Here is a 23,650-nt window from a genome sequence, read left to right as displayed (position 1 = left end):
GCACCCGGGCGTCAGGCGGAAACGATGTGCGGTGGCTCGGCGGGCGCCGCGGGAGCCGGGGGCCGGGAGGAGGACAGCTCCCGCCAGATCGCCAGCGCCCGCTCCGAGTAGTCCCGCGACCGCTCCGGCTGCGAAAGCGCCCGGTGCAGCTCCCCGAGCAGCTGCGAGACCTCCGCCTCCGACCGCCGGTCCCCGTTCCGGCGGTGCACCGACAGCGAGTTCACCAGCAACAGCTGCGCATGCGCGAAGTCCCCGCTGTGCAGGCACAACTCACCGAGGTTCTGGTTCGCGTACCCCACACAATGGTCGTCACCGAGGTCGGTGAAGATCGCGATCGCCCGGTCGACGTGCTCGCGGGCCGCCGCCAGGTTGCCCTGGTGCTGGAACAGCAGGCCCAGGCGCTTGAACGCGTGGGCCTCGCGGTGCCGGTCGCCGATCGCCGCGGACAGCTCCAAGGCGTCGGTGAACCAGCGCTTCGCCGCCGCGTAGCAGCCTCGGGACATCCAGACCGCGCCCGCGCCGATGCGCGCCACCGCTTCGCCGTGCGGGTCGTCCGCCTCCGCGAACAGCTTGAGCGCCTCGTGGCAGTGGTCGAGTGCGCGGTCGTCCTCGCCCTCGATGCGCAGGATCGTCGCGAGCCCGGTCAGCGCGATGCCGACCCCCTGCGCGTCGCCGACCCGCTCGAACAGCGCCCGGGACTCCTCGAACGCCACCCGCGAACCCGCGTATTCGTCCTGGTAGAGCAGGTACTGCCCGAGGTTGCGCTGGACGATCGCCTCCGCGCGCAGTGAGCCCGTGCGGCGGGCCGCGGCCAGGGCGATGAGGTGGGTGCTGTGCCAGTCGTCCTGGTGGCCGCGCAGGTCGAAGTACGGTGCCAGCGCCGACGCCAGCTGCCAGGCCAGGTCGTCGAAGCCGTTGTCCGCGGCCAGGGAAACCGCCGCGACGCTGGTGTGGCGCTCGGCCGCGAACCACGCCGCCGGGTCGTCGGGCAGGACGTCCGCGGGCACCGCCGGGCGCGGCAGCTCGTCGTCGCAGTACATGCCGAAGAAGTGCAGCGGCATCCGGCGCGCGGCCTCCAGCGCCAGCGCCAGGTAGCCCTCCAGCACCCGGCGCACCGACGCCGCGTCGGTCGGTTCAGCCAGCTCGACCGCGTACACGCGCAGCAGGTCGTGGAGCCGGTACCGCGGCTGCCCCGCCGAATCGGACCCGACCAGCTCGACGAGGTGGCCGTCGACCAGCACGTCGAGCACGTCTTCGGCGTCGCGGCGGCCGAGCACGGCCGCGACCGCCCACGGCGGGAACTGGACCGGCCCGAGCAGCCCGAGCCCGCGGAACGCGGTGGCCGCGGACATCGGCAGCAGGTCGTAGGACAGCGTCACGCTCGCCCGGACGGCGAGGTCGCCGACGCGCAGTTCGTCGAGCCGCCGGTGCTCGTCGCGCAGCCGGTCGGCCAGCAGCCGCAGCGTCCAGCCCGGCCGGTGCGTCAGCTTCGCGCCGGCCACCCGGATCGCCAGCGGCAGGTGCCCGCACTGGCGCAGGATCGCCGCCGCGCTCTCCGGCTCGGCGGCCACCCGCTCGGCGCCGACGATGCCCTGCAGCAGCCGCGCGGCCTCGGCCTCGGGCAGCAGGTCGACGTCGACCGCCTTCGCGCCGGCCAGCCCCGGCAGCCGGATCCGGCTGGTCACCAGCACCGCGCACGCGCCGGCCCCGGGCAGCAGCGGCCGCACCTGGGCGGCGCTCCCGGCGTCGTCGAGCACGACGCACATCCGCCGCCCGGCCAGCCGCGACCGCAGCAGCGCCGACCGCTCGGCCGGCTCCCGCGGCAGGCCCGCGTCCGGGACGCCGAGCGCGTGCAGCAGCTCGGCGAGCACGCCCATCGGCGCGCGCGGCGAAGACGACGTGCCGGCCAGGTCGACGTGCAGCTGGCCGTCGGCGAACTCCTCGCGGACCGCGTGCGCGATGCGGACGGCGAGCGCCGACTTCCCGACCCCGGGCGCGCCGGTGAGCACGATGACGGCGGGCGTGCCCGAGCCGGCCCGGTCCCGCATCAGGGCGACGACGTCGCGGATCACGTCGTCACGGCCGGTGAAGTCCGGCAGGTCGAGCGGCAGCTGGCAGACCGGGGCGACGTCGGCGGGGCGCGGGGCGGCGACGGTCTCCGGCACCAGCGTCGCGCGCAGCTCGCGCAGCCGCGCACCCGGTCCGGCGCCGAGCTCTTCGCGCAGGACGCGCTCGGCCGACTCGTACGCCTCGATCGCGTCGGCGGTCCGGCCCGCGGCGCGCAACGCGACGATCAGCTGCGCCCAGAGCTCTTCGCGCAGCGGGTGCTCGGTGACCAGCCCCCGCAGCTCGGCGACGGCCTCGCCGCAGCGGCCGAGGCCGATCCGCGCGCGCAGGCGCTGTTCCTGCACCGACAGCCGGAGTTCGGCGAGCCGGGCGACGGTCGCGCCCCAGCTGTGGTCGTGCGGCAGTCCTTCGAGGACTTCGCCGCGCCACAGCGCGTCGGCGCGGTCGAGCAGCTTGAGAGCGCTCTCGGCCCGGTCGCGATCGAGCTCTTCCTGCGCTTCGCCCGCCAATGCCGCGAAGGCGAGGTGGTCCAGCTCCGCCGGGGACGCGGTCAGCAGGTAGCCGGACGCGCGGCTGCTGATCCGTTCGCCGAGACCGGGGTCGATTTCGGCGAAACGCCTTCGCAGCGAATGGACGTACGTGCGGATGTTCGCCGCGGCCGACCGCGGCGCCGATTCCGGCCACAGCACTTCGACCAGGACGTCGGTGGACACGACGACGTTCGGCTGCAGCGCCAGCGCGGCCAGCAGCAGCCGGGGCTTCGGCCCGCCCAGCGCGATCACCCGCCCGGCGGCGGTGACCTCCAGCGGGCCGAGCACGCGGATGGTCAGCGAGGTGGTCTCAACCTGCCCGATGAGTTCCCCCATGAGCGGATGCTATGACCGCCCGACCTCGGGCGATAGATCCATTCGGAGTGTCTGGGCGCGCGCGTGCGCGCGAGGACGGGCTTTGTACGAGACGTGTACGGGCCGCGGTCACGCTCCCGCCATGAAGCGTTTGAACCTCCGGCGTATCGCCGGACTCGGGGTGATCGTGGCGGCGATCGGCTCGCTCGCGGCCGGCGGCGCGCTCGAGGCGTCCGCCGCGGCGAGCGGCACCGTGAAGACCGCGGGCGACCCGCTCAACGTCCGCCGGGCGCCGACCGCCAGCGCCACGGCCGTCAAGACCGTCGCGAACGGCGCGACCGTGGCCATCGACTGCCAGCTCACCGGCTCCTCGGTGACCGGCACCTACGGCACCAGCACGCTCTGGGACTACGTGCCCGCGCTCGGCGGGTACATCTCGGACACCTACGTCTACACCGGTTCCGACACGCGGATCGCGCCGGACTGCGGGGTCGGCACGGGCAGCGCCCAGTGCGCCGACGCCTGTGCCGGCGAAGGGCAGTACCGCTCGTCCGACTCGCACTTCCTGGTCTACGACACGAACGCCGACGGCTACTCCGCCGTCGTCGCCTACTGGCTCAAGGGCGGTGCCGGGCCGTTCTACGTCTGGAACTCCGGTGGCGAGGGCACGAAGGCCGACAAGGCCGTCTCCGTCCCGCACGGCGGCTGGGTCTTCTACAAGGTCTGCGTCGCCGACTACACCACCGGCAAGCCGGACCTGAAGTCCTGCAGCGACGGCCTCACCGACTTCGCGGCCTGACCGCGTCCACCCGAAGAGAAAGGGCTTTCCACCATGGGTCAGGTCAACCGGCGCAAGGTGCTCCTCGGCGGCCTCGCCGCGGTCACCGCCACCGCGGCTTCGGCGGCGCTGCCGTCGTGGGCGAACGCCCGCACCACGGCCGCCGCCCCGGCCGTCCACGATCCCTTCCAGCTCGGCGTCGCGTCCGGCGATCCGCTGCCCGACAGCGTGGTCCTGTGGACGAGACTCGCGCCGGCCCCGCTCGACCCGGACGGCTTCGGCGGCATGCCGGACGCCACCTACGCGGTCGACTGGGAGATCGCGAACGACCAGGCGTTCAGCTCGATCGTGCAGAGCGGCCAGGTGAGCGCCGTCCGCGCGGCCGCGCACAGCGTCCACATCGAACCGACCGGCCTGCAGCCCGCGCGGGAGTACTTCTACCGCTTCAAGACCGGCGGCTACCTTTCGCCGGTCGGCCGGACGCGCACCGCGCCCGCCGCCGGTGCCGCGGTCAACCAGCTCAAGTACTGCTTCAGCTCCTGCCAGCACTGGGAGGAGGGCTACTACCACGCGTACAAGGGCATCGTGGCCGACGACCCGGACCTGGTGCTGTTCCTCGGCGACTACATCTACGAGAAGAAGTCGGGCCGCGCCGCAGCCGAACGCAACCCGCGCAGCCTGGCCTTCACCGAGGACGTGACGACGCTCGCGCAGTACCGTGCCCGCCACGCGCAGCACAAGACCGACGCCGACCTGCAGGCCGCGCACGCGATCGCGCCGTGGATCGTGGTCTTCGACGACCACGAGGTGATGAACAACTGGAACGGCACCACCTCGCCCGCGACGGCCGCGCGCAAGGCCGCCGGGTTCCAGGCGTTCTACGAGAACACCCCGATCCGGTCCACGGCCAAGCCGAACGGCTCGTTGATCCAGCTGTACCGCCAGTTCGTCTGGGGCAACCTCGCCCGCTTCCACATGCTCGACACGCGCCAGTACCGCAGCGCCCAGGTGGCCGACCCGTCCGGCTCGACCGGGCCGTCGTGCACGGACACGCGCAGCACCTCGCGCAGCATCCTCGGCAGCGCCGAGGAAGCCTGGCTGCTCAAGCAGTTCGAGTCGCACCCGACGACGTGGGACTTCCTCGGCCAGCAGGTCTTCTTCGCCACGCGCGACGGCGACGGGAACAAGGCCACCTGCGAGAGCCCCGACTCCTGGCAGGGCTACGAGGCCTCCCGCAACCGGATCCAGCAGGGCTGGGTGGACCGCAAGGTCGCCAACCCCGTCGTCCTCACCGGCGACGTCCACCGGCACTGGGCCGCCGACCTGCGGCTGGACTACTTCGACCACAGCGACCCGGTCATCGGCTCGGAGCTGGTCACGACGTCGGTGACGAGCAACAGCGACACCGCGACCGCGCCGAGCGCGGCCTGGTACGCGAACAACCCGCACGTCAAGTACTGCAAGGGCGAGCGCGGCTACGTCCGCGTCACGACCACGCCCGGGCAGACGCGAGCGGATTTCATGACCACGTCGGACACCAGCGTCTACGACCCGGCGTCGGTCGTGATCAAGAACGATGTCAGTTACGTAGTGCAAGCGGGCAAGCCTGGCCTGCAGAAGGTCTGACCAGGCCCGCGGGAACGCAAGAAGCTCCGCACGCGGACGACGGTCTCGACGGCGGCGATCCGGCTCTTCCCCGGGCGCGGGTCCGACGCCGTCGGGGTCGCCGAAGTGGCGGGCGCGGCGGCCGTCGTCCGCGCCCGCCGGCCCGGGCCGGGTCCCCTCGAAGCGCTGCGGGAGGCGTTCCTGCGCGGGTTGGACGAGCGTGCACCGGTGACCGGGTTGTGCGACGAGCCCGGCGTCCCGGCGGGACAGCGCTTTCCCGCGGCCGTCGAGGCGGCCGATCGGGCGTTCACACTGCTGTCGTCCGGGCTAGAGTTCGCCTGATCATGCGGGATTCTCGGTCCGGGCGTGAAATTCGCACGGTATCCCCGGGGGCGCCGGCGGTAGACTGCGGAAATCCCGAAAGGACCTCGGGGGACCCGCGTCCGACTGGGGGTGGCGCGGGTCCCCCGAGCCAGTCGATCTTGACAGTCCGTTGGCGCCACTCGTAATCTGGGTTCTCCGCCGTCATGCCGAATTTCCCGATTCCATGACAAGGCGGTCTCACGGTGAAAAGATCTTTGCTGATCAGCTGGGCGGTGGCCGGGCTGGTGGTGGCCGGTACCGGAATCTCCGCGGCGGCGCCCGGCGGCGTCTACGACGTGAAGGACTACGGCGCGAAGGGCAACGGTTCCGCCAACGACTCTTCCGCGGTCGACAAGGCGATCACGGCGGCCAACGCCGCGGGCGGCGGCACCGTCCGGTTCCCCTCGGGTACGTACAAGTCCGCGAACACGGTGCACCTCAAGAGCAACGTGACGATCCAGCTCGACGCGGGCGCGACGATCACCGGGTCCGGTGCGGACACCTACGACAAGCCCGAATCGAACCCCTGGGACGACTACCAGGACTACGGCCACAGCCACTTCCACAACGCGATGTTCGCCGGCGACAAGCTGACGAACATCGGCTTCACCGGCGCGGGCACGATCGACGGCGGCGGCAACCTGATCACCGGCAACCCGAAATCCGGTGAGGCGGACAAGATCCTGTCGCTCACCCGGTGCGACGGGCTGACGTTGTCCGGCATCAAGCTGCGCCGCGGCGGGCACTTCGCGGCGCTGGTCAACGGGTGCAAGAACGTCGTCTCCGACCACCTCACCATCGACACGGCGGGCGATCGCGACGGCTGGAACATCATCAGCACCACGAACGTCACCATCACCAACGCCGCCATCGCGGCCAACGACGACGCGCTCGTGTTCAAGAGCGACTACGCGCTCGGCGCGAAACTGCCGAACGGGAACGTCACGGTGACCGGCGCGAAACTCTCGGCGGTGTGCTGCAACGCGCTGATGTTCGGGTCCGAGACCTGCGGTGACTTCACCGGCTACCGGTTCTCGGACATCGCGATCACCGGTGCGCACAAATCGGGTCTCGGCATCGTCTCCATGGACGGCGCGAAGATCTCCGACGTGCACTACCGCAACATCACGATGTCGGGCACGTATTCGCCGGTGATGATGAAGATCGGCACGCGGAAACGGTGCGGGAACAACCCCGGCGTCGGCTCGATCAGCGGGATCACGTTCGACAACGTCACCGGCACGCACACCGGCAGCAACTTCAGCCCGACGATCTGGGGCGCGGACAGCGGTCACCGCGTCTCCGATGTCACCTTCACCGGTGTCGAGCTGACCGTGCCCGGTGGCAACGGGACCGCGGGCACCGGCGTCCCGAGCAACGACGCGACGGACTACAACCCGAAGAGCATCGGCACCCGCCCGTCCTACGGCTGGTACCTGCACTACGCGGCCGGCATCCGGTTCGTGGACAGCTCGGTGGACTTCGGGAAGGACGACGGCCGCCCGGCGAGCATCGTCAACAACAGCTCGGACATCACGTTCGACCACTTCACCGCGGAGAAAGGCAGTAAGAGCCCGTACGACATCGGCTTCCAGGCGGTGGCGGGCTACTGCGTCCGGGACTCGGCGCTGCGCGTGAACGCGACGGGGTCCACTTCGGACTGCTGACGAAAACGGAGGGGCCCCGGCCGGAAAGCCGGGGCCCCTCCTGCGGCGCGCCTCGTGGTCAGTGGTGGAACTGCTCGTTCATGATCAGGAACGCGCCCAGGCCGTGGAAGTCGTTCGTCTTGCGGGCCCGCGCGTAGTAGTAGGACAGGTCGCCGACGTTGGTGCCCTCGCAGATGTCGGTGATGTTCGTGAGGCCGTCGGAGCCGAGGGAGATCTTCTTCAGCACGCCGGCGTAGCCCTTGTCCGCCACCGCCTGGTAGGACGAGGGCAGGTAGCCGCGCTGGACACCGCGGGCGATCGTGAACGCGTACATCGACGACGCCGACGTCTCCAGCCAGTTCTTCGTCTCGCCGCCGCGGTCGACGACCTGGTACCAGCGGCCGCTGGCCGGGTCCTGGTAGCGCTGGTAGCCCGCGGCCAGGAACCGCACGACGTCGATCAGCGCGGCCCGGCGCGGGTGGTCCGCCGGGAGCACCTCGAGGATGTCGATCGTGGCCATGCCGAACCAGCCGATCGCGCGGGCCCAGTGGTACTTGGAGTGGTGCCCGGTCCCCGACGACCAGGATTCGGAGCCGTCCTCGTCGTAAGCGTGGTATAGCAGGCCCTTCGCCGGCTCGCGGAGGTGGCTGAAGTACACCGAGATGTTCTTCGCCGCCTCCTCGAAGCAGTACGCGCCGTCGTCGAACGCGGCGCCGTAGAGCGCGAGGAACGGCTGGGCCATGTACACGCCGTCGCCCCACAGCTGGCCGACCTTGCTCGTGGCGTGGAACATGCCGCCGTCGGACGTGCGGGGGTAGGCCGGGAACCGCTTGCGCAGCTGGTCGGCCGCCGTCTTGTACTTCTTGCGGCCCGTTTCGGCGTAGAGCAGCGGCAGCAGCTGGCACGAGCGCATCGAGTCGAGGTTCGTGAAGCTGTTGGAGATCCCGCTGTCGGTGATGAACCGGTCGTACCAGGCGACGATGTAGTCGAGGTACTTCTGTTCGCCGGTGCGCTGGTAGAAGAGGTACTGACCGTAGAGGTACAGCCCGAGGGTGTAGCCCCAGCCGCCGATCGTGCCCGGCGTGTAGCGCTTCATCGTCGAGTCGATGACCGCCCGCGACCAGTCCGGTGGCGGCGCGGCACCGCCGATCGGGGGCAGCCGGTCGGCCGCGCGCGCGAGGGGGCCCGCCGCGGCGAGGGCACCGAGCGCGCCGAGCGTGCCGGTCAGGACCGCGCGCCGGGTCGGGCGAAGGGGGTGCTCGGACATGCGTCGTCCCTTTCCTGCACTGGCCCCCGCGACGCGGGTGGTGCGAAGAGGTGGCCGGGATGCCGATCCGCCGTCCGTCGGCATCCCGGCCGGCTCTGGGGCGCGGCGTGCTACCCGTTTCGCCGGAGCGGTGGTCGGGGAGCGAAAGCGCTTCCCACGGAGAACATGTACTCGCCTCGCGGGAGCCGGTCAATAGAGGTCCGACCTCTTAAGTCATATATCAGATACTTGACCCGAATGGCGGGTACTTCGGTGTACCGATGGGCGAAACGGGTGCCAAAGGTCGGATCAGAGGGTTGACCGACGGCGAACCGGAGGAGTACCACTCCGGGTGGACCAGACCACTGGAGGTCATCGATGTTCTTGCGTCGCTTGGGTGTCGTGTGCGCTTCTCTGCTGGCGGTGGCCGGGCTCACCGCCGCGCCGGCGTCGGCCGATCTGCAGAAACCCTCCCAGCAGTGGCTGCGTGAGAGCCAGGCGGGCCTGTTCCTGCACTGGGGCATGCGCACCTCGCCCGGCTACACCAGTTGCAGCGCCTGGGAGAAGGCGATCACCGACGGCGGGTGGAGTCCCGCTTACTGGGTCACCGAGGCGAAGAAGCTGCACGCTTCCTACCTGGTGCTGGCCTCCTTCCACAGCCGCCTCGGCTACTCGCGGGCGTGGCCGTCGAAGATCCCGGGCAGCTGCAGCACCAAACGGGACTTCCTCGGCGAGCTGGTCGCCGCGGCGAAGACCGAGGGGCTCAAGGTCATCCTCTACATGACCAACGACGCCCAATGGCACGACGAGGGCGGCCACGAGTGGCTCGACTCGGCCGGCTACTCGAAGTACAAGGGCAAGACGGTGGACCTCGACGGCCAGGACGGCTTCGGCCAGTTCAGCTACGACAACTTCTTCGAGGTCATGAAGAACTACCCGGACCTCGGCGGGTTCTGGATCGACAACGACAACGCCTACTGGGAGTCCCACGACCTGTACCGGCAGATCTACCAGCAGCGCCCGGACTACCTGCTGAGCAACAACAACGAAGACACGCCGATCATGGACACGATCAGCAACGAGCAGAAGACCGGCATGACGCCGTCGTACGACTACCCGCAGGCGACGTACACGGCGATGCCCCGGCTCACGGAAGCGTGCTTCAAGCTGCCCGACACCGGTTCCTGGTGGTACGGCGGCTCGAACCCGCCGGTGACCCAGGCGCTCAACCTCGGCCGCCTGGTGACGAACGCCGGCTCGTCGATCAAGTCCCTGATGGCCGAGACGGCGATGGTGAACGGCCGGTTCCCGGCGAACCAGGAGGCGTTCAACAACTTCGCGGCCGGCTACCTCGGCGCGATCGCGGAATCCCTCGACGGCACCGAAGGCGCGGGGTACATGTACGGCGGCATGCAACCGGGCTTCTGGAACGACGGTGCGCACGGCGTGATCACGATCCGCGGCGGAACGCAGTACGTGCACGTGCTGACCAAGCCGTCGGGGAGCACCTTGAAGATCCGCGACAACGGCTACCGCGTCTCGGGTGTCACGAACCTCCGCACCGGCGCCGCGATCTCGTTCGGCCAAGGTGGCGGCACCCTGACGCTGTCCGGGCTGTCGGGCTGGGACGCCTACGACACGGTGTTCAAGGTCGAAACGGCGGGCCGCACGGGAACGTACGACCCGCGTACCGTGACGCTGAAGGCGAGCGCGTCCGCCAATGGCCACAGTGGACAGTCCGCGAGCGACGGCGACTACCTGACGTACTTCGACAACGGCAAGACGCTCCCGGTCGACCTGGACTACGACCTCGGCGCCGCGCGGCCGGTCCGGTACGTCGGCCTCAACCAGCGCGAAGACTCGGTGAGCTACGCCCGGTCGGACACCGAGCAGTCCGCGCGCATCAAGGCCTACCAGGTGTTCGTCTCGGCCGACGGCAAGAACTGGGGGAGCGCCCTGAAGTCCGGCACCCTCCCGAGCCACCGCGGCGTCCAGTTCATCGACCTGCCGGCGACGACGACGAGGTACGTCCGCCTGCGGGTGACGAGCACGTATGCGGCCTCGAGCGACAGCACGCGCTACAAGCGCCTGCGCATCGACGAAACCTGGCTGGGCTCGGCCTACGCGGGCTGAGCCAGCAGGTCCACGGCCAGCGCCGCGGTCCAGCTGAACGAGCGGGTGCCGTGGCCCGCTCCGGTCAGCGGGTCGCAGTATTCCGCGAAGTCCGTGGCCACCGCCGTCGTCAGGAGGTCGGTGCGCAGCCGGGTGGCGAGCGCGTGTTCGCCGTGGTGGTGCAGGGCGCGGTGGAGGAGCCAGCCGACGTTGGACCACGACGGGCCGCGCCAGTAGCGGGCCGGGTCGAAGTCCGGGGCCGTCAGGTCGTAGCTCGGGATGCCGTGGACGCGGCCGAGGCCGAAGCGCGGGCCGGTTGCCGTGGCCAGCAGGGCCGGGGCGACCGCCAGGTCCGGGAGCAGCAGCGGCAGCAGCCCGGCGCACGTGTGCTGCCGGGTCAGCGCCCCGGTGCGGACGTCGCGGGCGAAGAAGAAGCCGTTGTCCCACAACGTGTCCTGCAACGCCTTCGCGATGCGCGCCGCCGATTCGCGGTGTTCCTCCGACGGCAGGCCGAGCTCCTCGGCGATCTCGGCCAGCGCCAGTTCGCCGTCGGCCAGCAGGGCGTTGAAGCCCGGGTCCTCGACGACGAAGTCGCCGAAGTCCCGGTAATCGCTGTCGCGGTAGTCCGCGGCGAGGCGGACGTACCGGCCGTAGTCGGCGTCGCTCGGCCGGTCCGCCTCGGTGCCGTGGGCCAGGTCGCGGCGGACGAAGCCGCTCGACGGCGTGACCCGCGCCAGCGGCTCGTCCCACGCCGGGCTGTTGTCCATCCCGGACTCCCACGGGTGCACGATCGCCGCGAGGCCGTGCCCGCCCGCGTCGCGTGATCCTCGCAGGTATTCGTGCCAGGCGCGCAGTTTCGGGTACAGCGTCGCGAGGAATCCGCGGTCCGGCGCGGCTTCGTGCACCGCCAGCACCGCGCGCGCGTGCACCGGTGGCTGGACGATGCCGGACGTCCGCCCGGCGCGCCAGAAGGCCGGGCCGGGGAAGTACGCCTCGGGCGGGGTGCCCGGGTCGAACACGATGTGCGGGACGCGGCCGTCGGGCCACTGCGCGGCGAACAGCGTCCGCAGCTCGCGCCGTGCGCGCTCGGGCGCCTGGTGGCGCAGGCCGATCGCGATGAACGCCGAGTCCCAGCTCCACTGGTGCGGGTAGAGCGATCGCGAGGGCACGGTCGACGAGCCGAGCCAGTTGCCCGCCAGTACGGCCGCGGCTCGTGTTACATCCATATGTCCAACTTATCTCGGACTTGTGTAGTGTCAATAGACAAAAGGGGGGAGACGTCGGATGCCGACCAGTGCCGGCGAGCTGTTCCAGCTGGTCAAGACGGGGGAGGCGACCACGCGCAAGGCCCTGCTCACCCGCAGCGGCCTGTCCCGGTCGACCCTCACCGCGCGCCTGGACCGCCTCCAGGCGGCCGGTCTGCTCGCCGAGGGCGGCCAGGAGGACTCCACCGGCGGCCGCCCGGCGCGGCAGCTGCGCTTCGACGACCAGCACGCCGTCGTCCTCGCCGCGAGCATCGACACCACGCACGCCGAGGCCGCGGTCACCGACCTGGCCGGACGGCGGCTGGCCCACCGCGAAGGCGAGCTGCGCGTCGCCGACGGCCCGGAACCGGTGCTCGACCGGATCGCGGGGTGGTTCGACGAGCTGCTGGCCGAGGCCGGACGGCCGGTGTGCGGCGTCGGCGTTTCCGTCCCCGGCCCGGTCGAACCCGGCCGCGCCCGCGTGACGCAGCCGCCGATCATGCCGGGCTGGGACGGCTACCCGATCGACACCCACCTCGGCGCCCGCTTTGCCGCCCCAGTGCTGGTCGAGAACGACGCGAACCTGATGGCGCTGGGCGAGCACCGCGCCCGCCACCCGGACTCGGCCGCGCTCGTGGTGGTCAAGGTGTCAACCGGCATCGGCGCCGGGATCGTCCTCGGCGGCGAGGTGTACCGCGGCATCGACGGCGGCGCGGGCGACATCGGCCACATCCGCCTGCCGGGCCACCCCGGCGCCCGCTGTCAGTGCGGTTCGCTCGGTTGCCTCGCGGCCGTCGCCAGCGGAGGCGCCCTCGCCGCGCGCCTGACCGAGCTGGGCCTGCCGACGACGTCGGGCTCGGGCGTGCGCGACCGCCTCCTGGCGGGCGACCCGGCGGCGGTCCGGCTCGCCGAAGTCGCGGGCCGCCAGGTGGGGGAGGTGCTCGCGACGCTCGTTTGCGTGGTCAACCCGGGCGTGCTGGTCGTCGCCGGGGATCTCGCCGAACCGCATTTCGTCGCCGGCGTCCGCGAAGAGCTTTACCGGCGCGCGCTCCCGCGGGCGACGCAGCACCTGCGCGTCGAAATCGGCGGTCGCGGCGACGCGCTCGGCGGCGCGGTGGCGATGGTCGTCGACACGGTCTTTTCGACGGCCGAAGTGGACCGCAGGCTGGCCGCACCGCGCTGACCACGGCCGAAGTACCGTCACGGCGTGAACTGTCCCGAGTGGACGGAGCACCCGACTTTAGTAGGTGGCGCGCGGCTGTCGCCCATGGTGCGCGAAACCGGACTTAACGCACACCGCGGAGCATTCCTCGCGTTTTTCGTCCGACAAATCGGATTTCCGCACCACCCCCCACATCGCGTGAATTCGCGACGAGATAACGGTTCCGCAAGCACTTCCCCGCGAGCGGAACACCGATCTAGTCTCACCCGGTGTTGCAAGGCCCGTTTTCCGGGGGCCGTTTCGAAGAGGGAGATTTCTGTGCGAAGAAGCTCCACCCTGCTCCTTTCGCTCGCGGTGGTGGGTGGCCTGACCGGCGCCCTGCCGGCGACGGCGTCCGCGCAGGGGCGTCAGGACATTCCGCAGTCGCACCCGTTGTGGGCGAACGCGCAGGCGAAGGTCGCCGACACGGCGCCCGCCGCGAAGCTGAGCTTCCGGGTCTACCTGAACCAGCGCGACAACGCCGGTGCCGAGGCGCTGGCCCAGGCCGTGTCCGATCCGGACAGCAAGACCTACCGCCAGTACCTGAGCCCGGACCAGGTGCGCGACCGGTTCGCCGCCAGTGACGCCACGGTCGACGCCGTCAAGTCGTGGCTGACCGGCAACGGCTTCAGCATCGGTGAGGTGCCGTCGAACCGCGCCTACGTCGAGGCCACCGGTACCGCCGGCCAGACGCAGCAGGCGTTCGACGTCAAGCTGAGCAAGTACAAGGTCAAGGGCCAGACGCTGCGCGCCGCCGACAAGAACCTGTCGGTGCCGGCGAACCTGGCGAACGACGTCCTCGGCGTCGTCGGCGTGGACCAGGCCACCAACCTGTTCAAGCCCGACCACGCCACCGGTTCCGGGACGCCGTCCGACGTCGCGCCCGGGCCCGGCTTCCGCAACGCGCGGCCGTGCAGTGCCTACTACGGCGAGAAGATCGACACCACCGATCCCGCCTACAACGGCAAGAACCTGCCCTACGCCCCCTGCGGCTACACCCCGGCGCAGCTGCGCTCGGCCTACGGTGTCGACAAGGTCGGCGCGGACGGCAAGGGCACCACGATCGCCATCGTGGACGCGTTCGCCTCGCCGACCATCTACGCCGACGCGAGCACGTACGCCAAGAAGAACGACCCGCAGCACCCGCTGAAGCAGAGCCAGTTCAAGCAGCACGTCTTCCCGGCGAACCCGGTCCTCGAGCCGCCGGACCAGTGCGACGCGGCGGGCTGGTACGGCGAGGAGACCCTCGACGTCGAGGCCGCCCACGGTCTCGCGCCGGGCGCCGACATCCTCTACGTCGGCGGCGAGTCCTGCGAGGACAACGCCCTCGACGTGGCGCTGAACTACGTGATCGCCGGCCACAAGGCCGACATCGTGTCGAACTCCTACGGCGACACCGGCGAGGACATCCCGGCCGACGAGGTCAAGGTGTTCAACCAGATCTCGCTGCAGGCGGTGCTCGAGGGCATCGGCGTCTACTTCTCCTCGGGTGACAACGGCGACGAGGTCGCGCGCCTCGGCACGCCGTCGCCGGACTTCTCCGCCTCGGCGCCGTGGATCACCGCGGTCGGCGGCACGTCCATCGCGATCGGCAAGGACGGCAAGCGGATCTTCGAGACCGGCTGGGAGACCAGCAAGTCCTCGCTGACCAACGGCGTCTACGGCCCCGCGGCCTACACCAGCGGTTCCGGTGGCGGCACGAGCCGGCTGTTCGCGCAGCCCTTCTACCAGAAGGGTGTCGTGCCGGACGCGCTGGCGAAGAAGAACCAGACCGGCAACAACAAGGGCCGCGTCGTGCCGGACATCTCGGCGATCGGCGACCCGAACACCGGCTTCCTGGTCGGCCAGACGCAGACCTTCCCGGACGGCGCCTACTACGACCAGTACCGGATCGGCGGCACGAGCCTCGCGTCGCCGGTGTTCGCCGGCATCATGGCGGTGGCCGACAGCTTCGACCACTTCCACCACGGCTTCATCAACCCCGTGATCTACAAGCTGACGTCGCGGACACCGGCGATCAGCGACGTGAAGCACGTGGACGCCGCGGTGGAGCGGGTCGACTACGCCAACTCGACCGACGCTTCGGGCGGCCTGCTCACCTCGGTGCGCACGCTCGACTACCAGGGTCTCACCATCCACACGACCCCGGGCTACGACGACGTGACGGGTCTCGGCACGCCCAACGGGCTGCTGTTCCTGCTGCTCGTCTAGGCAACCGCGCCAAGTTCGTGAAGGCCACCTCGAGGAACTTCGAGGTGGCCTTCACGGCGTTTCGGCGACCAGGGGGATGACCGCGTGCACCGCGGTGCCGCCGTCGCCGCTCGAGACGGTCAGCTCGCCGCCCAGCGCCTCGACCCGGTCGCGCAGGCCGGCCAGGCCGGTGCCGCCGTCGAGGGACGCGCCGCCGACGCCCCGGTCGGTCACCTCGACCCGCAGCTCGGCGCCCTCGGTGGTGATCCGGACGCCGACGTGGTCGGTTTCCGCGTGCTTCAACGCGTTCGTCAGCGCTTCCGACGCCACGAAGTACGCCGTCGCCTCGACCGCCGCGTCGAGGCGGGGCACCGTGCCGACCGACAGCGCCACCTCCATCGGGCTGCGGTCGGCCAGCGAGCGGACCGCCGCGACCAGCCCGGCCTCGGTGAGGATCGCCGGCCGGATGCCGCGGGCCAGCTCCCGCAGCTCGGTGATCGCCGTCTGCAGCTCGTCGACCGAGCCGCTGAGCAGGGCGCGGACCTCCGGCGGCAGGTCGTCACCGTAGCGGCGGCCGGTCATCCGCAGCAGCAGCACGACGCTCACCAGCCGCTGCTGGGCGCCGTCGTGCAGGTCGCGCTCCAGCCGGCGGCGCTCGTCGTCGCCGGCCGCCACCAGCCGCGCCCGCGACGCCCGCACCTCGGCCAGCCGCTGCTCCAGCTCCGCCGTGAGCCGCTGGTTGTCGAGCACCAGCCCGGCCGCGGCGTCGAGCGCGTCGATCGACCGGCTGTCCTTCCAGACCTCGTCGTCCTGCACCAGCGCGGCCAGCCCGCTGCCGTCGCGCTCCAGCAGCAGCCGGATCATCTCCGCGTTGCCGACGCGGGCGCGCAGCACTCCGGCCAGGAACGCCAGCGGCCACAGGCAGAACAGGATCCGGTACGCCTGCAGCAGCGGCTCGGACAGCGGGTGCCCGTCGCCGAGCGCGGTGCCCGCCCCCGACGTGAGCGCGCCCAGCAGGGCGATCGCGACGACCGGCGAGAGCAGGCGCCGCTGCGGCAGCCGTCCGGTCAGCCAGCGGTAGAGCAGCACGACGACCACGCCGGCGCTGATCGCCGTCGCGGCGAGCTCGAGAGCGCGGTCGGCGAAGGCGCCGCCGCCCGGGCCGGGCCGGATCGCCAGCAGGTCGCGCGGGTCGTCGCCAGCCAGCAGCCCGACCACGCCGGAACCGAGCACCACCAGGTAGGCCGCGGCGACGAGCAGCCGTTCCCCCCGCGTGCGCAGCCTGCCGTGCGGGAACGCGAGCACGAGGTGCGCGATCACCGGGCTGGACGCGGCGCGCAGCGGCACGGCGATCGTGTACAGCACGGGGTCGCGGGTGAACTGGAGGTCTTCGAGGAACAGCGCGACGCCGGCGAGCGCGATGAGCACGCCGATCGGGTTGGCCGGGCGCCGGACGTGCGCGACCGCGCCCGCGAGCAGGAAGAGGAACCCGGTCGCGGTGCTGAGCGCGGTGTCGAGCGCGGAATGGTCGCCGTCGGCCGCCTTCAGCGTCAGCGCGGTGACGCCGAGGGCCGGACCGGCGATCAGCAGGCCGGTCATCACGAGCGTCCGCGGGTGCTGCGCCACGCCCACCCCTCCCGGTGTGCTCCCGGCCACGCAAACCGTGATTCGCCCGTTCGGGCTCTCGCGTTACACCGGGCGGCGGCGCTTTAGGGTGAAGCCCGGGGCGAACGAGAGGCAGGAAATGAGCGGACGTGGTCTGGACGCCGAGGTCTTCGGCGGGCGGATGCCCACCGGCGGCGGTGACCTGGCGATCGAAACCCACGGTATCGCGCCGGTCCCGGAGGGCAACCGGTTCGGCAGGCCGTGGCGGCTGTTCAGCGTGTGGTTCGCGCCCAACCTGACGATGACGGCGGTGTTCACCGGCACCCTCGCCGCGTCGCTCGGCCTCGGCTTCTGGACCGGGCTGGCGGCGATGCTCGCGGGGACCGTGCTCGGGTCGCTGCCGGTCGCGTACCTGTCCACCTGGGGCCCGCGCACCGGCACCGGCCAGCTGCCGCTGGCCCGGCTGCCGTTCGGCGGCGGGGTCGTCCTGCCCGGCCTGGTGCAGTGGCTCGGCTCGATCGCGTGGGACGCGCTCGTCGGGCTGTTCGGCGGTGAGGCGCTGGCCGAGCTGACCGGGCTGCCGTTCTGGGCGGCGGTGCTGATCGTGCTGGTGCTGCAGTGCGCGCTGGGCGTGTTCGGCTACGCGCTGATCCACCGCGTCCAGGCGGTGATGAGCGTGCTGCTGGTGCTCGCGTTCGCCGCGCTCGCCGTGAAGGTCCTTTCCGGACACCCGATCGCGGCGGCGGACACGGCGTCGGGTGCCGACCTGGCCGGCGGCGTCGTCCTGTTCACGACGATCACGTTGTCGCTGGCGATCTCCTGGGCGCCCTACGCGTCGGACTTCAGCCGCTACCTGCCCGCTTCGACGTCGTCGCGGCGCGTCTTCTGGGCGACGCTGCTCGGGCTGGTCGTTTCGTACGCGATCGGCGAAACCCTCGGGCTCGCGCTGGGTTCCTCGCTCGGCGACCAGACGGCCACCGGGGTCGCCGCGCTCCTCGGGGGTGGGTTCCTGGGCGCGCTGGCGCTGGCGGTGATCGCGCTGGCGGCGGTGTCGTCGAACGCGATGAACGACTACAGCGGCTCGCTGGCGCTGCAGACGGTCGGCGTCCGGCTGCGGCGCCCGGTCTCCGCGGTGGTCGTCACGGTGCTCGCGTTCGCGTTGATCCTCTGGATGCACAGCGGTGAGCTGGCGGCCAAGTTCCAGAACGTGCTGCTGTTCGTCAGCTACTGGATCCCGCCGTTCCTCGGCGTGGTCGTCCCGGACTGGCTCGCGCGCACCCGCGGCGGGCAGCGGGTGGACGTCCTGGCTTCGGTTCCCGTGCGGCCGTGGGCGGCGCTCGTGGCGTTCGTGCTCGGCTTCGGCGCGGCGGTGCCGTTCATGAACACGTCCCTGTACACGGGACCGGTGGCGGCGGCGCTGCACGGCGCGGATCTGGCTTACTACGTCGGGCTCGTCGTTTCGCTGGCAGCGTACTTTTTGCTGCGCGGCCGGTCGCGGGTTGACCTCAAGTAATATAGAGGTTTCACGATGGTGTGGTACCCCTCGGAGGAGGAACCATGCCAACCGCACTCGTGACCGGCGCGTCCGCCGGTCTGGGCCGCGCGCTCGCGGCGGCCCTGGTGAGTCGCAAGTGGACGGTCGTCGGCGACGGCCGGGACGCGGCCGCGTTGTCCGCCGCGGCACGGGAAACCGGCTTCACGGCCGTCCCCGGCGACGTCGCCGACCCGGCCCACCGCGCTCAGCTGGCCGCCGCCTGCCCGTCGCTCGACCTGCTCGTCAACAACGCGAGCTCGCTGGGCGTCAGCCCGCTGCCGCCGCTTTCCGGTTATCCCTTGGCGGAACTGGAGGACGTCTACCGCGTCAACGTGTTCGCGCCGCTGGCGCTGACGCAGCTGCTCCTGCCCGCGCTGACGGCCGCGCGCGGGACGGTGCTCGACATCAGCTCGGACGCGGCCGTCGAAGCCTACGAAGGCTGGGGCGCCTACGGTTCGGCGAAAGCCGCGCTCGACCAGCTCACGGCGGTGCTCGGCGCGGAAAACCCGGAGCTGGCGGTGTACGCGGTCGACCCGGGCGACCTGCGCACGGCGATGCACCAGCGCGCGTTCCCCGGCGAGGACATCTCGGACCGGCCGCTGCCGTCGTCGGTCGTCCCGGCGTTCCTGAGGTTGCTGGACGAGCGCCCGCCCAGCGGCCGCTACCGCGCGGCGGACCTCCCGTCCATCCATGCCCCCGCCACCGCCCTCAACGGAGGCGCTTCGCGCCCGGAGGCTTTATGAGCATGAACATCCGGTTCGAACTGCCCGCGGAGCTCTCGGCGTCGGCCCCGCCGGAGGCCCGCGGCCTGGCGCGCGACGAGGTCCGCCTGCTGGTGGCCGGGCCCTCGGGCGTCCACCACACGGTGTTTTCGGCGCTGGGCTCGTTCCTGTCCGCCGGTGACCTGCTGGTGGTGAACACGTCGGGGACGCTGCCGGCGGCGGTGGACGCCGTGCGGGCCGGGCGCCCGGTGGTCGTCCACTTCGCCTCGCCGCTCGACGACGGCGGCTGGGTGGTGGAGCTGCGCGCCCCCGGCGGCCCGCTGCTCGACGGCCGTCCCGGCGAGGTCCTGGACCTGCCCGGCGGCGCGTCGCTGACACTGCGATCCCCGGTGACCGAGCGGCTGTGGCGCGCTTCGGTGGCGGTCGAGGGCCCGGTCCCGGGCTTCCTCGCCGCGGCCGGGCGTCCGATCCGCTACGGGTACGTCCCGGGCGCGTGGCCGTTGTCGGACTACCAGACGGTGTTCGCCCGCGAGCCGGGCAGCGCGGAGATGCCCTCGGCGTCCCGCCCGTTCACGACGGAGCTGGTGACCCGCCTGGTGACGGACGGCGTGCTGTTCGCGCCGCTGCTGCTGCACACGGGGGTGTCGTCCCCGGAAGCGGACGAGCCACCCCAGCCGGAGCGCTTCCGCGTCCCGCCGACGACGGCGGCGCTGGTCTCGTGGGTCCGGTCGCGAGGCAGCCGGGTGATCGCGGTGGGCACGACGGCGGCCCGCGCCCTGGAGTCGGCGTTCGCTTCCGGCGAGGCGCACGCGGCGGCGGGCTGGACGGACCTGGTCCTGGGCCCGGACCACCCGGCCCGCCTGGTGGACGGCATCGTGACGGGCCTGCACGCCCCGGAGGCGTCCCACTTGCTGCTGCTGGAGTCGGTGGTCGGCCGAGACCGCGTCCAGCACGCATACGACGCGGCGGTGGAGCGCCGGTACCTGTGGCACGAGTTCGGTGACGTGTCGCTGCTGCTGCGCCGCTGACCCGCTAGTGGCCGGCCTCGATCCGGCGGGACCTGAGGAGGCCGGCCACCGCCACCACCGCGATGCCCAGGCCCACGCCGCTGACGATCGAGGCCACCAGGCTCGCCGTTGCCGTGGCCAGGCCGAACGCGCCCGCGATGTAGACCGGGATGCAGATCGCCACCGGCAGCCACGTCCGCAGCGAGAACGCGCGATCCGAGGCCAGCCACAGGACCAGCGCCACGGCCGCGCCCGTCACGACCGGGATCGCCCAGACGACCAGGCTCGTCACCGCGTCCATGCCGAGTGACCGGAGCCACTCGAAGGACGCCTGGCCCAGTCCGATGAACAGCACGACCAGCGCCACGCGGACGCCGGCGACGCCGTGGCCTCGTCGAGGTGCGGTGCTCGTCATCTCTTCCCTCCCGGATCGGTCCTCACCGATACCACGTTCGGGTGACGCCGGCGGTTGCCCGCGTTACGGGATTTCTCCGAAGCGGCCTTTCTTCCCGGATGCCGGGAAGAAAGCGCGGGCCCTCGCGTCCGGCCCGCCGACCCAGCATGCTCTTGCCGCACCACGCTCCACCTGGTCGAACGGTCCGCAGTAGGGACACCCGCCGCCGATGTCAAGGAATCTCACGAGAATTCCCGGGATGCGGATGGCTATGCGCCCTAGTGGGTGACCGTGCGAACCTCGCCCCGAACACCGATCCCGAAAGGCGACGCTGACGTGCGCACCCACCACAGAACCCGCTTCCTGGCCTCGGCGCTGGCCGCCCTGACCGTCGTGGGCGTGCTCGCCGGCTGTTCACGCGCGGACAGCAGCGCCGCGCCGGCCGCCGACCAGGGCGCCGCCGGCGAGGTGCGCGTCGGGTTCTTCCCGAACGTCACCCACGCTCCCGCGCTCATCGGCGCGAAGAAGGACTTCTTCAAGAACGAGCTCGGCTCGACCAAGCTCACCACCCAGACGTTCAACGCCGGCCCCGAAGAGGTCAACGCCCTGCTCGGCGGCTCCCTCGACGTCGCCTTCCTCGGCTCCGGCCCGGCGATCAACGCCTTCACCAAGTCCAAGGGTGCCATCCAGCTGATCTCGGGTGCCGTCTCCGGTGGCGCGCAGCTGGTCGTCAAGCCCGACATCACCGACGTCGAGCAGCTCAAGGGCAAGAACATCGCGACGCCGCAGCTGGCCAACACCCAGGACGTCGCGCTCAAGAAGTTCCTGGCCGGCAAGAAGCTGACCGACCAGGTCAAGATCACCAACACCGACAACCCGAAGACGCTGGACGCCTTCAAGAAGGGCGAGGTCGACGGCGGCTGGCTGCCCGAGCCGTGGGCGTCCCGGCTGGTCCTCGACGCCGGCGCGAAGGTGCTCGTCGACGAGAAGACCCTGTGGCCGGGCGGGCGCTTCCCGACCACCGTCGTGATCGTGCGCAGCGAGTTCCTGCAGCAGCACCCGGACACCGTCCGCGCGCTGCTGAAGGGCGAGCTCGCCGCGATCGACTGGGCCAAGGCCAACCCGGCGGAGGCGAAGACCGTGGTCAACGGCGCTCTCAAGGAGCTGGCCGGCAGTACCCTGAGCGCCGCGGTCCTGGACCGCGCGTTCTCCGGCATCGAGCTGACCACCGACCCCGTCGCCGCCGAATTCCCGCAGCTCGCGCAGGACTCGGTGACGGCAGGCGTGGTGAAGACGGCGGTGGCGCTCAAGGGCTTCGCCGACTTCGGCCCGCTGAACGAGGTGCTGAAGGCCAAGAACCTGCCCGCCGTCGAAGCTCCCGAACTGACCAAGTGATCTGGAGAGGCAGCCAGCGATGACCACCACGACCCTCCCGAGCGGCCGGCCCCGGTTCACCGGCGCGACCGCGGTGCGGCTCGACGGCGTGCGCAAGACGTTCGGCCCGGCCGGTCGCGCGGTCGTCGCCCTCGACGGCGTCGACCTGACGGTGGCGCCCGGCGAGTTCGTCTGCCTGCTGGGCGCGTCCGGCTGCGGCAAGAGCACGCTGCTGAACCTCGTCGCCGGGCTGGACGCGCCGTCGGCGGGGGAGATCACGCTGAACACGTCGCGGCCCGCGGTCATGTTCCAGGAGGCCGCGCTGATGCCGTGGCTGACCGCGTCCCGCAACGTGGAGCTGCCGCTGCGGCTGGCCGGGTTCGGCCGGGCCGAGCGCCGCGAAAAGGCCGCCGAGCTGCTGGAACTGGTCCGGCTGACGGACGCGGCGAACAAGCGCCCGCACGAGCTGTCCGGCGGCATGCGGCAGCGCGTCGCGCTGGCCCGGGCGCTGGCGGCGACCCTGCGCGTCGGCGGTGACCCGGAGCAGTCGCTGCTGCTGATGGACGAGCCGTTCGCCGCGCTCGACGCCATCACCCGCGACTGCCTCCAGGGCGAGCTGCTGCGCGTCTACCGCAGCACGAACACGTCGGTGCTGTTCGTGACGCACGACGTGCGCGAAGCGGTCCGGCTCGGCCAGCGGGTCGTGCTCCTGTCGTCGCGGCCCGGCCGGGTCGTGCGCGAGTGGACGGACGTGCCGCTGGCCGACGCCGAGGAGCTGACCGAGGAAATCACGGGCCACCTGCGCGAGGTGATCAGCACCCATGCCGCAGCTTGACCGGGCCGGTGCGGAGGTCGAGGACCTCGAAGCCGTCGGGTCCGGCCTCGACGCCCTCGACGCCCCGGTGGGGGAACGCCGGCCCAGCTTCTGGAAGCGCTTCGCCTGGGGGTTCCTGCCGCCCCTGGGCGCGCTCGTACTCCTGGTCGTCGTCTGGCAGATCCTCTGGGCGGCGGCGTTCTGGCCCGAGTCGCAGCTGCCGGCGCCGCTGGCGGTGTGGGACGAGTTCTGGAGCAACGTCACCGACGGCAAGGTCTTCGGCTTCGTCTGGACGTCGGTCCACCGCGCGGCGCTCGGCTTCCTCGTCGGCGTCCTGATCGGTACCCCGCTGGGCCTGGTGGTGGCCAAGGTCCGCCTGGTCCGCGCCGCGATCGGCCCCCTGCTGAGCGGCCTGCAGAGCCTCCCGTCGGTGGCCTGGGTCCCGGCGGCGATCCTGTGGTTCGGCATCAACGACGCGGCGATCTACTTCGTCGTCCTGCTGGGCTCGGTCCCGTCCATCGCGAACGGCCTGGTGTCCGGCATCGACCAGATCCCGCCGATCCTGCCCCGCGTCGGCCAGGTGATGGGCGCGAACCGCCTGTCCTCGGCCCGCCACATCCTGCTGCCGGCCGCACTGCCGGGCTTCTTGGCGGGGCTGAAGCAGGGCTGGGCGTTCTCGTGGCGCTCGCTGATGGCCGCGGAGCTGATCGCGCTGTCCCCGCAGCTGGGGATCGGGCTGGGGGCGTACCTGAACCAGGGCTCGTCGTTCAACAGCATGGAGACGGTGATCGCGGCGATCTTCCTGATCCTGCTGGTCGGGGTGGGGATCGAGCTGCTGGTGTTCCGTCCGCTGGAGCGGGCCGTGCTGCGCGCGCGGGGGCTTACTGCTTCGCTGTAGGACCC

At 71.4% G+C, this 23,650-nt stretch carries 18 protein-coding genes; 13 read left to right on the top strand and 5 right to left on the bottom strand.

All coding sequences use genetic code 11. From position 1 onward, the window contains the following. Positions 1-11: 11 nt before the first annotated feature. Positions 12-2,933, bottom strand: coding sequence for a BTAD domain-containing putative transcriptional regulator (locus tag MUY14_RS28925; RefSeq protein ID WP_247013812.1), 2,922 nt, complete (start codon positions 2,931-2,933; stop codon positions 12-14). A gap of 121 nt (positions 2,934-3,054) precedes the next feature. Between MUY14_RS28925 and MUY14_RS28920 the strand changes: the two genes are divergently transcribed. From MUY14_RS28920 to MUY14_RS28905, 4 genes are all read left to right on the top strand, one after another. Further along, entirely contained in the window at positions 3,055-3,711 is a 657-nt protein-coding gene (locus MUY14_RS28920; RefSeq protein WP_247013810.1) for a hypothetical protein, read from the top strand. Between the two features lie 33 nt (positions 3,712-3,744). After that, positions 3,745-5,316: an alkaline phosphatase gene (locus MUY14_RS28915; protein ID WP_247013808.1), complete on the top strand. Its 1,572-nt coding sequence runs from the start codon at positions 3,745-3,747 to the stop codon at positions 5,314-5,316. A 105-nt stretch (positions 5,317-5,421) separates the two neighbouring features. Then, the gene (locus MUY14_RS28910) at positions 5,422-5,637 is read left to right on the top strand and encodes a hypothetical protein (RefSeq protein WP_247013806.1); all 216 of its coding nucleotides are present in this window, start codon (positions 5,422-5,424) and stop codon (positions 5,635-5,637) included. Between the two features lie 224 nt (positions 5,638-5,861). Continuing rightward, positions 5,862-7,325 (top strand): glycoside hydrolase family 28 protein, encoded by a 1,464-nt coding sequence (locus tag MUY14_RS28905; protein WP_247013804.1) that lies wholly within the window; start codon positions 5,862-5,864, stop codon positions 7,323-7,325. A 58-nt stretch (positions 7,326-7,383) separates the two neighbouring features. On the opposite strand, the gene MUY14_RS28900 is transcribed toward MUY14_RS28905, so the two are convergent. Further along, positions 7,384-8,571 (bottom strand): glycoside hydrolase family 105 protein, encoded by a 1,188-nt coding sequence (locus MUY14_RS28900; RefSeq protein ID WP_247013802.1) that lies wholly within the window; start codon positions 8,569-8,571, stop codon positions 7,384-7,386. A 357-nt stretch (positions 8,572-8,928) separates the two neighbouring features. Between MUY14_RS28900 and MUY14_RS28895 the strand changes: the two genes are divergently transcribed. Continuing rightward, positions 8,929-10,683: an alpha-L-fucosidase gene (locus MUY14_RS28895; protein ID WP_247013799.1), complete on the top strand. Its 1,755-nt coding sequence runs from the start codon at positions 8,929-8,931 to the stop codon at positions 10,681-10,683. Here MUY14_RS28895 and MUY14_RS28890 read toward each other — a convergent pair. Continuing rightward, positions 10,671-11,888, bottom strand: a complete 1,218-nt coding sequence (locus MUY14_RS28890) for an amylo-alpha-1,6-glucosidase (protein WP_247013797.1) — start codon at positions 11,886-11,888, stop codon at positions 10,671-10,673. The genes MUY14_RS28895 and MUY14_RS28890 overlap by 13 nt on opposite strands. Positions 11,889-11,946: 58 nt before the next feature. Between MUY14_RS28890 and MUY14_RS28885 the strand changes: the two genes are divergently transcribed. Together MUY14_RS28885 and MUY14_RS28880 are read left to right on the top strand one after the other, a co-directional pair. After that, positions 11,947-13,089: an ROK family transcriptional regulator gene (locus MUY14_RS28885; RefSeq protein ID WP_247013795.1), complete on the top strand. Its 1,143-nt coding sequence runs from the start codon at positions 11,947-11,949 to the stop codon at positions 13,087-13,089. Positions 13,090-13,386: 297 nt separating this feature from the next. After that, positions 13,387-15,318 carry a protease pro-enzyme activation domain-containing protein gene (locus MUY14_RS28880; protein WP_247013793.1) on the top strand — a complete coding sequence of 644 codons (1,932 nt, stop codon included), beginning with the start codon at positions 13,387-13,389 and terminating at the stop codon, positions 15,316-15,318. A 51-nt stretch (positions 15,319-15,369) separates the two neighbouring features. Here the strand turns inward: MUY14_RS28880 and MUY14_RS28875 are convergent, their stop codons facing one another. Next, positions 15,370-16,896, bottom strand: a complete 1,527-nt coding sequence (locus MUY14_RS28875) for a sensor histidine kinase (RefSeq protein WP_247025283.1) — start codon at positions 16,894-16,896, stop codon at positions 15,370-15,372. Positions 16,897-17,041: 145 nt separating this feature from the next. Here MUY14_RS28875 and MUY14_RS28870 point away from each other — a divergent pair, with 145 nt between their 5' ends. Genes MUY14_RS28870 through MUY14_RS28860 form a run of 3 tightly spaced genes read left to right on the top strand, consistent with a single transcriptional unit; the run spans position 17,042 to position 20,186 of the window. Next, positions 17,042-18,415: a cytosine permease gene (locus MUY14_RS28870; RefSeq protein ID WP_247013791.1), complete on the top strand. Its 1,374-nt coding sequence runs from the start codon at positions 17,042-17,044 to the stop codon at positions 18,413-18,415. A gap of 44 nt (positions 18,416-18,459) precedes the next feature. After that, positions 18,460-19,179, top strand: a complete 720-nt coding sequence (locus tag MUY14_RS28865; RefSeq protein WP_247013789.1) for an SDR family NAD(P)-dependent oxidoreductase — start codon at positions 18,460-18,462, stop codon at positions 19,177-19,179. A 2-nt stretch (positions 19,180-19,181) separates the two neighbouring features. Continuing rightward, positions 19,182-20,186, top strand: coding sequence for an S-adenosylmethionine:tRNA ribosyltransferase-isomerase (locus MUY14_RS28860; protein ID WP_247013787.1), 1,005 nt, complete (start codon positions 19,182-19,184; stop codon positions 20,184-20,186). A 4-nt stretch (positions 20,187-20,190) separates the two neighbouring features. On the opposite strand, the gene MUY14_RS28855 is transcribed toward MUY14_RS28860, so the two are convergent. After that, positions 20,191-20,580 (bottom strand): hypothetical protein, encoded by a 390-nt coding sequence (locus MUY14_RS28855; protein ID WP_247013785.1) that lies wholly within the window; start codon positions 20,578-20,580, stop codon positions 20,191-20,193. A 315-nt stretch (positions 20,581-20,895) separates the two neighbouring features. On the opposite strand from MUY14_RS28855, the gene MUY14_RS28850 reads away from it, so the two are divergent. Genes MUY14_RS28850 through MUY14_RS28840 form a run of 3 tightly spaced genes read left to right on the top strand, consistent with a single transcriptional unit; the run spans position 20,896 to position 23,645 of the window. Beyond that, on the top strand, positions 20,896-21,954 hold the full coding sequence (locus MUY14_RS28850; RefSeq protein ID WP_247013783.1) for an ABC transporter substrate-binding protein: 1,059 nt from the start codon (positions 20,896-20,898) through the stop codon (positions 21,952-21,954). A 19-nt stretch (positions 21,955-21,973) separates the two neighbouring features. Continuing rightward, positions 21,974-22,768: an ABC transporter ATP-binding protein gene (locus MUY14_RS28845; RefSeq protein ID WP_247013781.1), complete on the top strand. Its 795-nt coding sequence runs from the start codon at positions 21,974-21,976 to the stop codon at positions 22,766-22,768. Then, complete coding sequence (locus MUY14_RS28840) at positions 22,755-23,645, top strand: ABC transporter permease (protein WP_247013779.1); 891 nt, start codon at positions 22,755-22,757, stop codon at positions 23,643-23,645. The genes MUY14_RS28845 and MUY14_RS28840 overlap by 14 nt, the downstream gene beginning before the upstream one ends. Positions 23,646-23,650: the final 5 nt, after the last annotated feature.

Origin of the sequence: Amycolatopsis sp. FBCC-B4732, assembly GCF_023008405.1 — a bacterium.
Lineage (GTDB): Bacteria > Actinomycetota > Actinomycetes > Mycobacteriales > Pseudonocardiaceae > Amycolatopsis > Amycolatopsis pretoriensis_A.
This window is presented reverse-complemented; position numbering and strand designations above follow the sequence as displayed.

Bases quoted from the DNA above. Each gene is read 5' to 3' on its own strand.
- MUY14_RS28925 (WP_247013812.1), bottom strand. From the start codon at position 2,933: ATGGGGGAACTCATCGGGCAGGTTGAGACCACCTCGCTGACCATCCGC.
- MUY14_RS28920 (WP_247013810.1), top strand. From the start codon at position 3,055: ATGAAGCGTTTGAACCTCCGGCGTATCGCCGGACTCGGGGTGATCGTG.
- MUY14_RS28915 (WP_247013808.1), top strand. From the start codon at position 3,745: ATGGGTCAGGTCAACCGGCGCAAGGTGCTCCTCGGCGGCCTCGCCGCG.
- MUY14_RS28900 (WP_247013802.1), bottom strand. From the start codon at position 8,571: ATGTCCGAGCACCCCCTTCGCCCGACCCGGCGCGCGGTCCTGACCGGC.
- MUY14_RS28895 (WP_247013799.1), top strand. From the start codon at position 8,929: ATGTTCTTGCGTCGCTTGGGTGTCGTGTGCGCTTCTCTGCTGGCGGTG.
- MUY14_RS28890 (WP_247013797.1), bottom strand. From the start codon at position 11,888: ATGGATGTAACACGAGCCGCGGCCGTACTGGCGGGCAACTGGCTCGGC.
- MUY14_RS28885 (WP_247013795.1), top strand. From the start codon at position 11,947: ATGCCGACCAGTGCCGGCGAGCTGTTCCAGCTGGTCAAGACGGGGGAG.
- MUY14_RS28875 (WP_247025283.1), bottom strand. From the start codon at position 16,896: ATGACCGGCCTGCTGATCGCCGGTCCGGCCCTCGGCGTCACCGCGCTG.
- MUY14_RS28870 (WP_247013791.1), top strand. From the start codon at position 17,042: ATGAGCGGACGTGGTCTGGACGCCGAGGTCTTCGGCGGGCGGATGCCC.
- MUY14_RS28865 (WP_247013789.1), top strand. From the start codon at position 18,460: ATGCCAACCGCACTCGTGACCGGCGCGTCCGCCGGTCTGGGCCGCGCG.
- MUY14_RS28860 (WP_247013787.1), top strand. From the start codon at position 19,182: ATGAACATCCGGTTCGAACTGCCCGCGGAGCTCTCGGCGTCGGCCCCG.
- MUY14_RS28855 (WP_247013785.1), bottom strand. From the start codon at position 20,580: ATGACGAGCACCGCACCTCGACGAGGCCACGGCGTCGCCGGCGTCCGC.
- MUY14_RS28845 (WP_247013781.1), top strand. From the start codon at position 21,974: ATGACCACCACGACCCTCCCGAGCGGCCGGCCCCGGTTCACCGGCGCG.
- MUY14_RS28840 (WP_247013779.1), top strand. From the start codon at position 22,755: ATGCCGCAGCTTGACCGGGCCGGTGCGGAGGTCGAGGACCTCGAAGCC.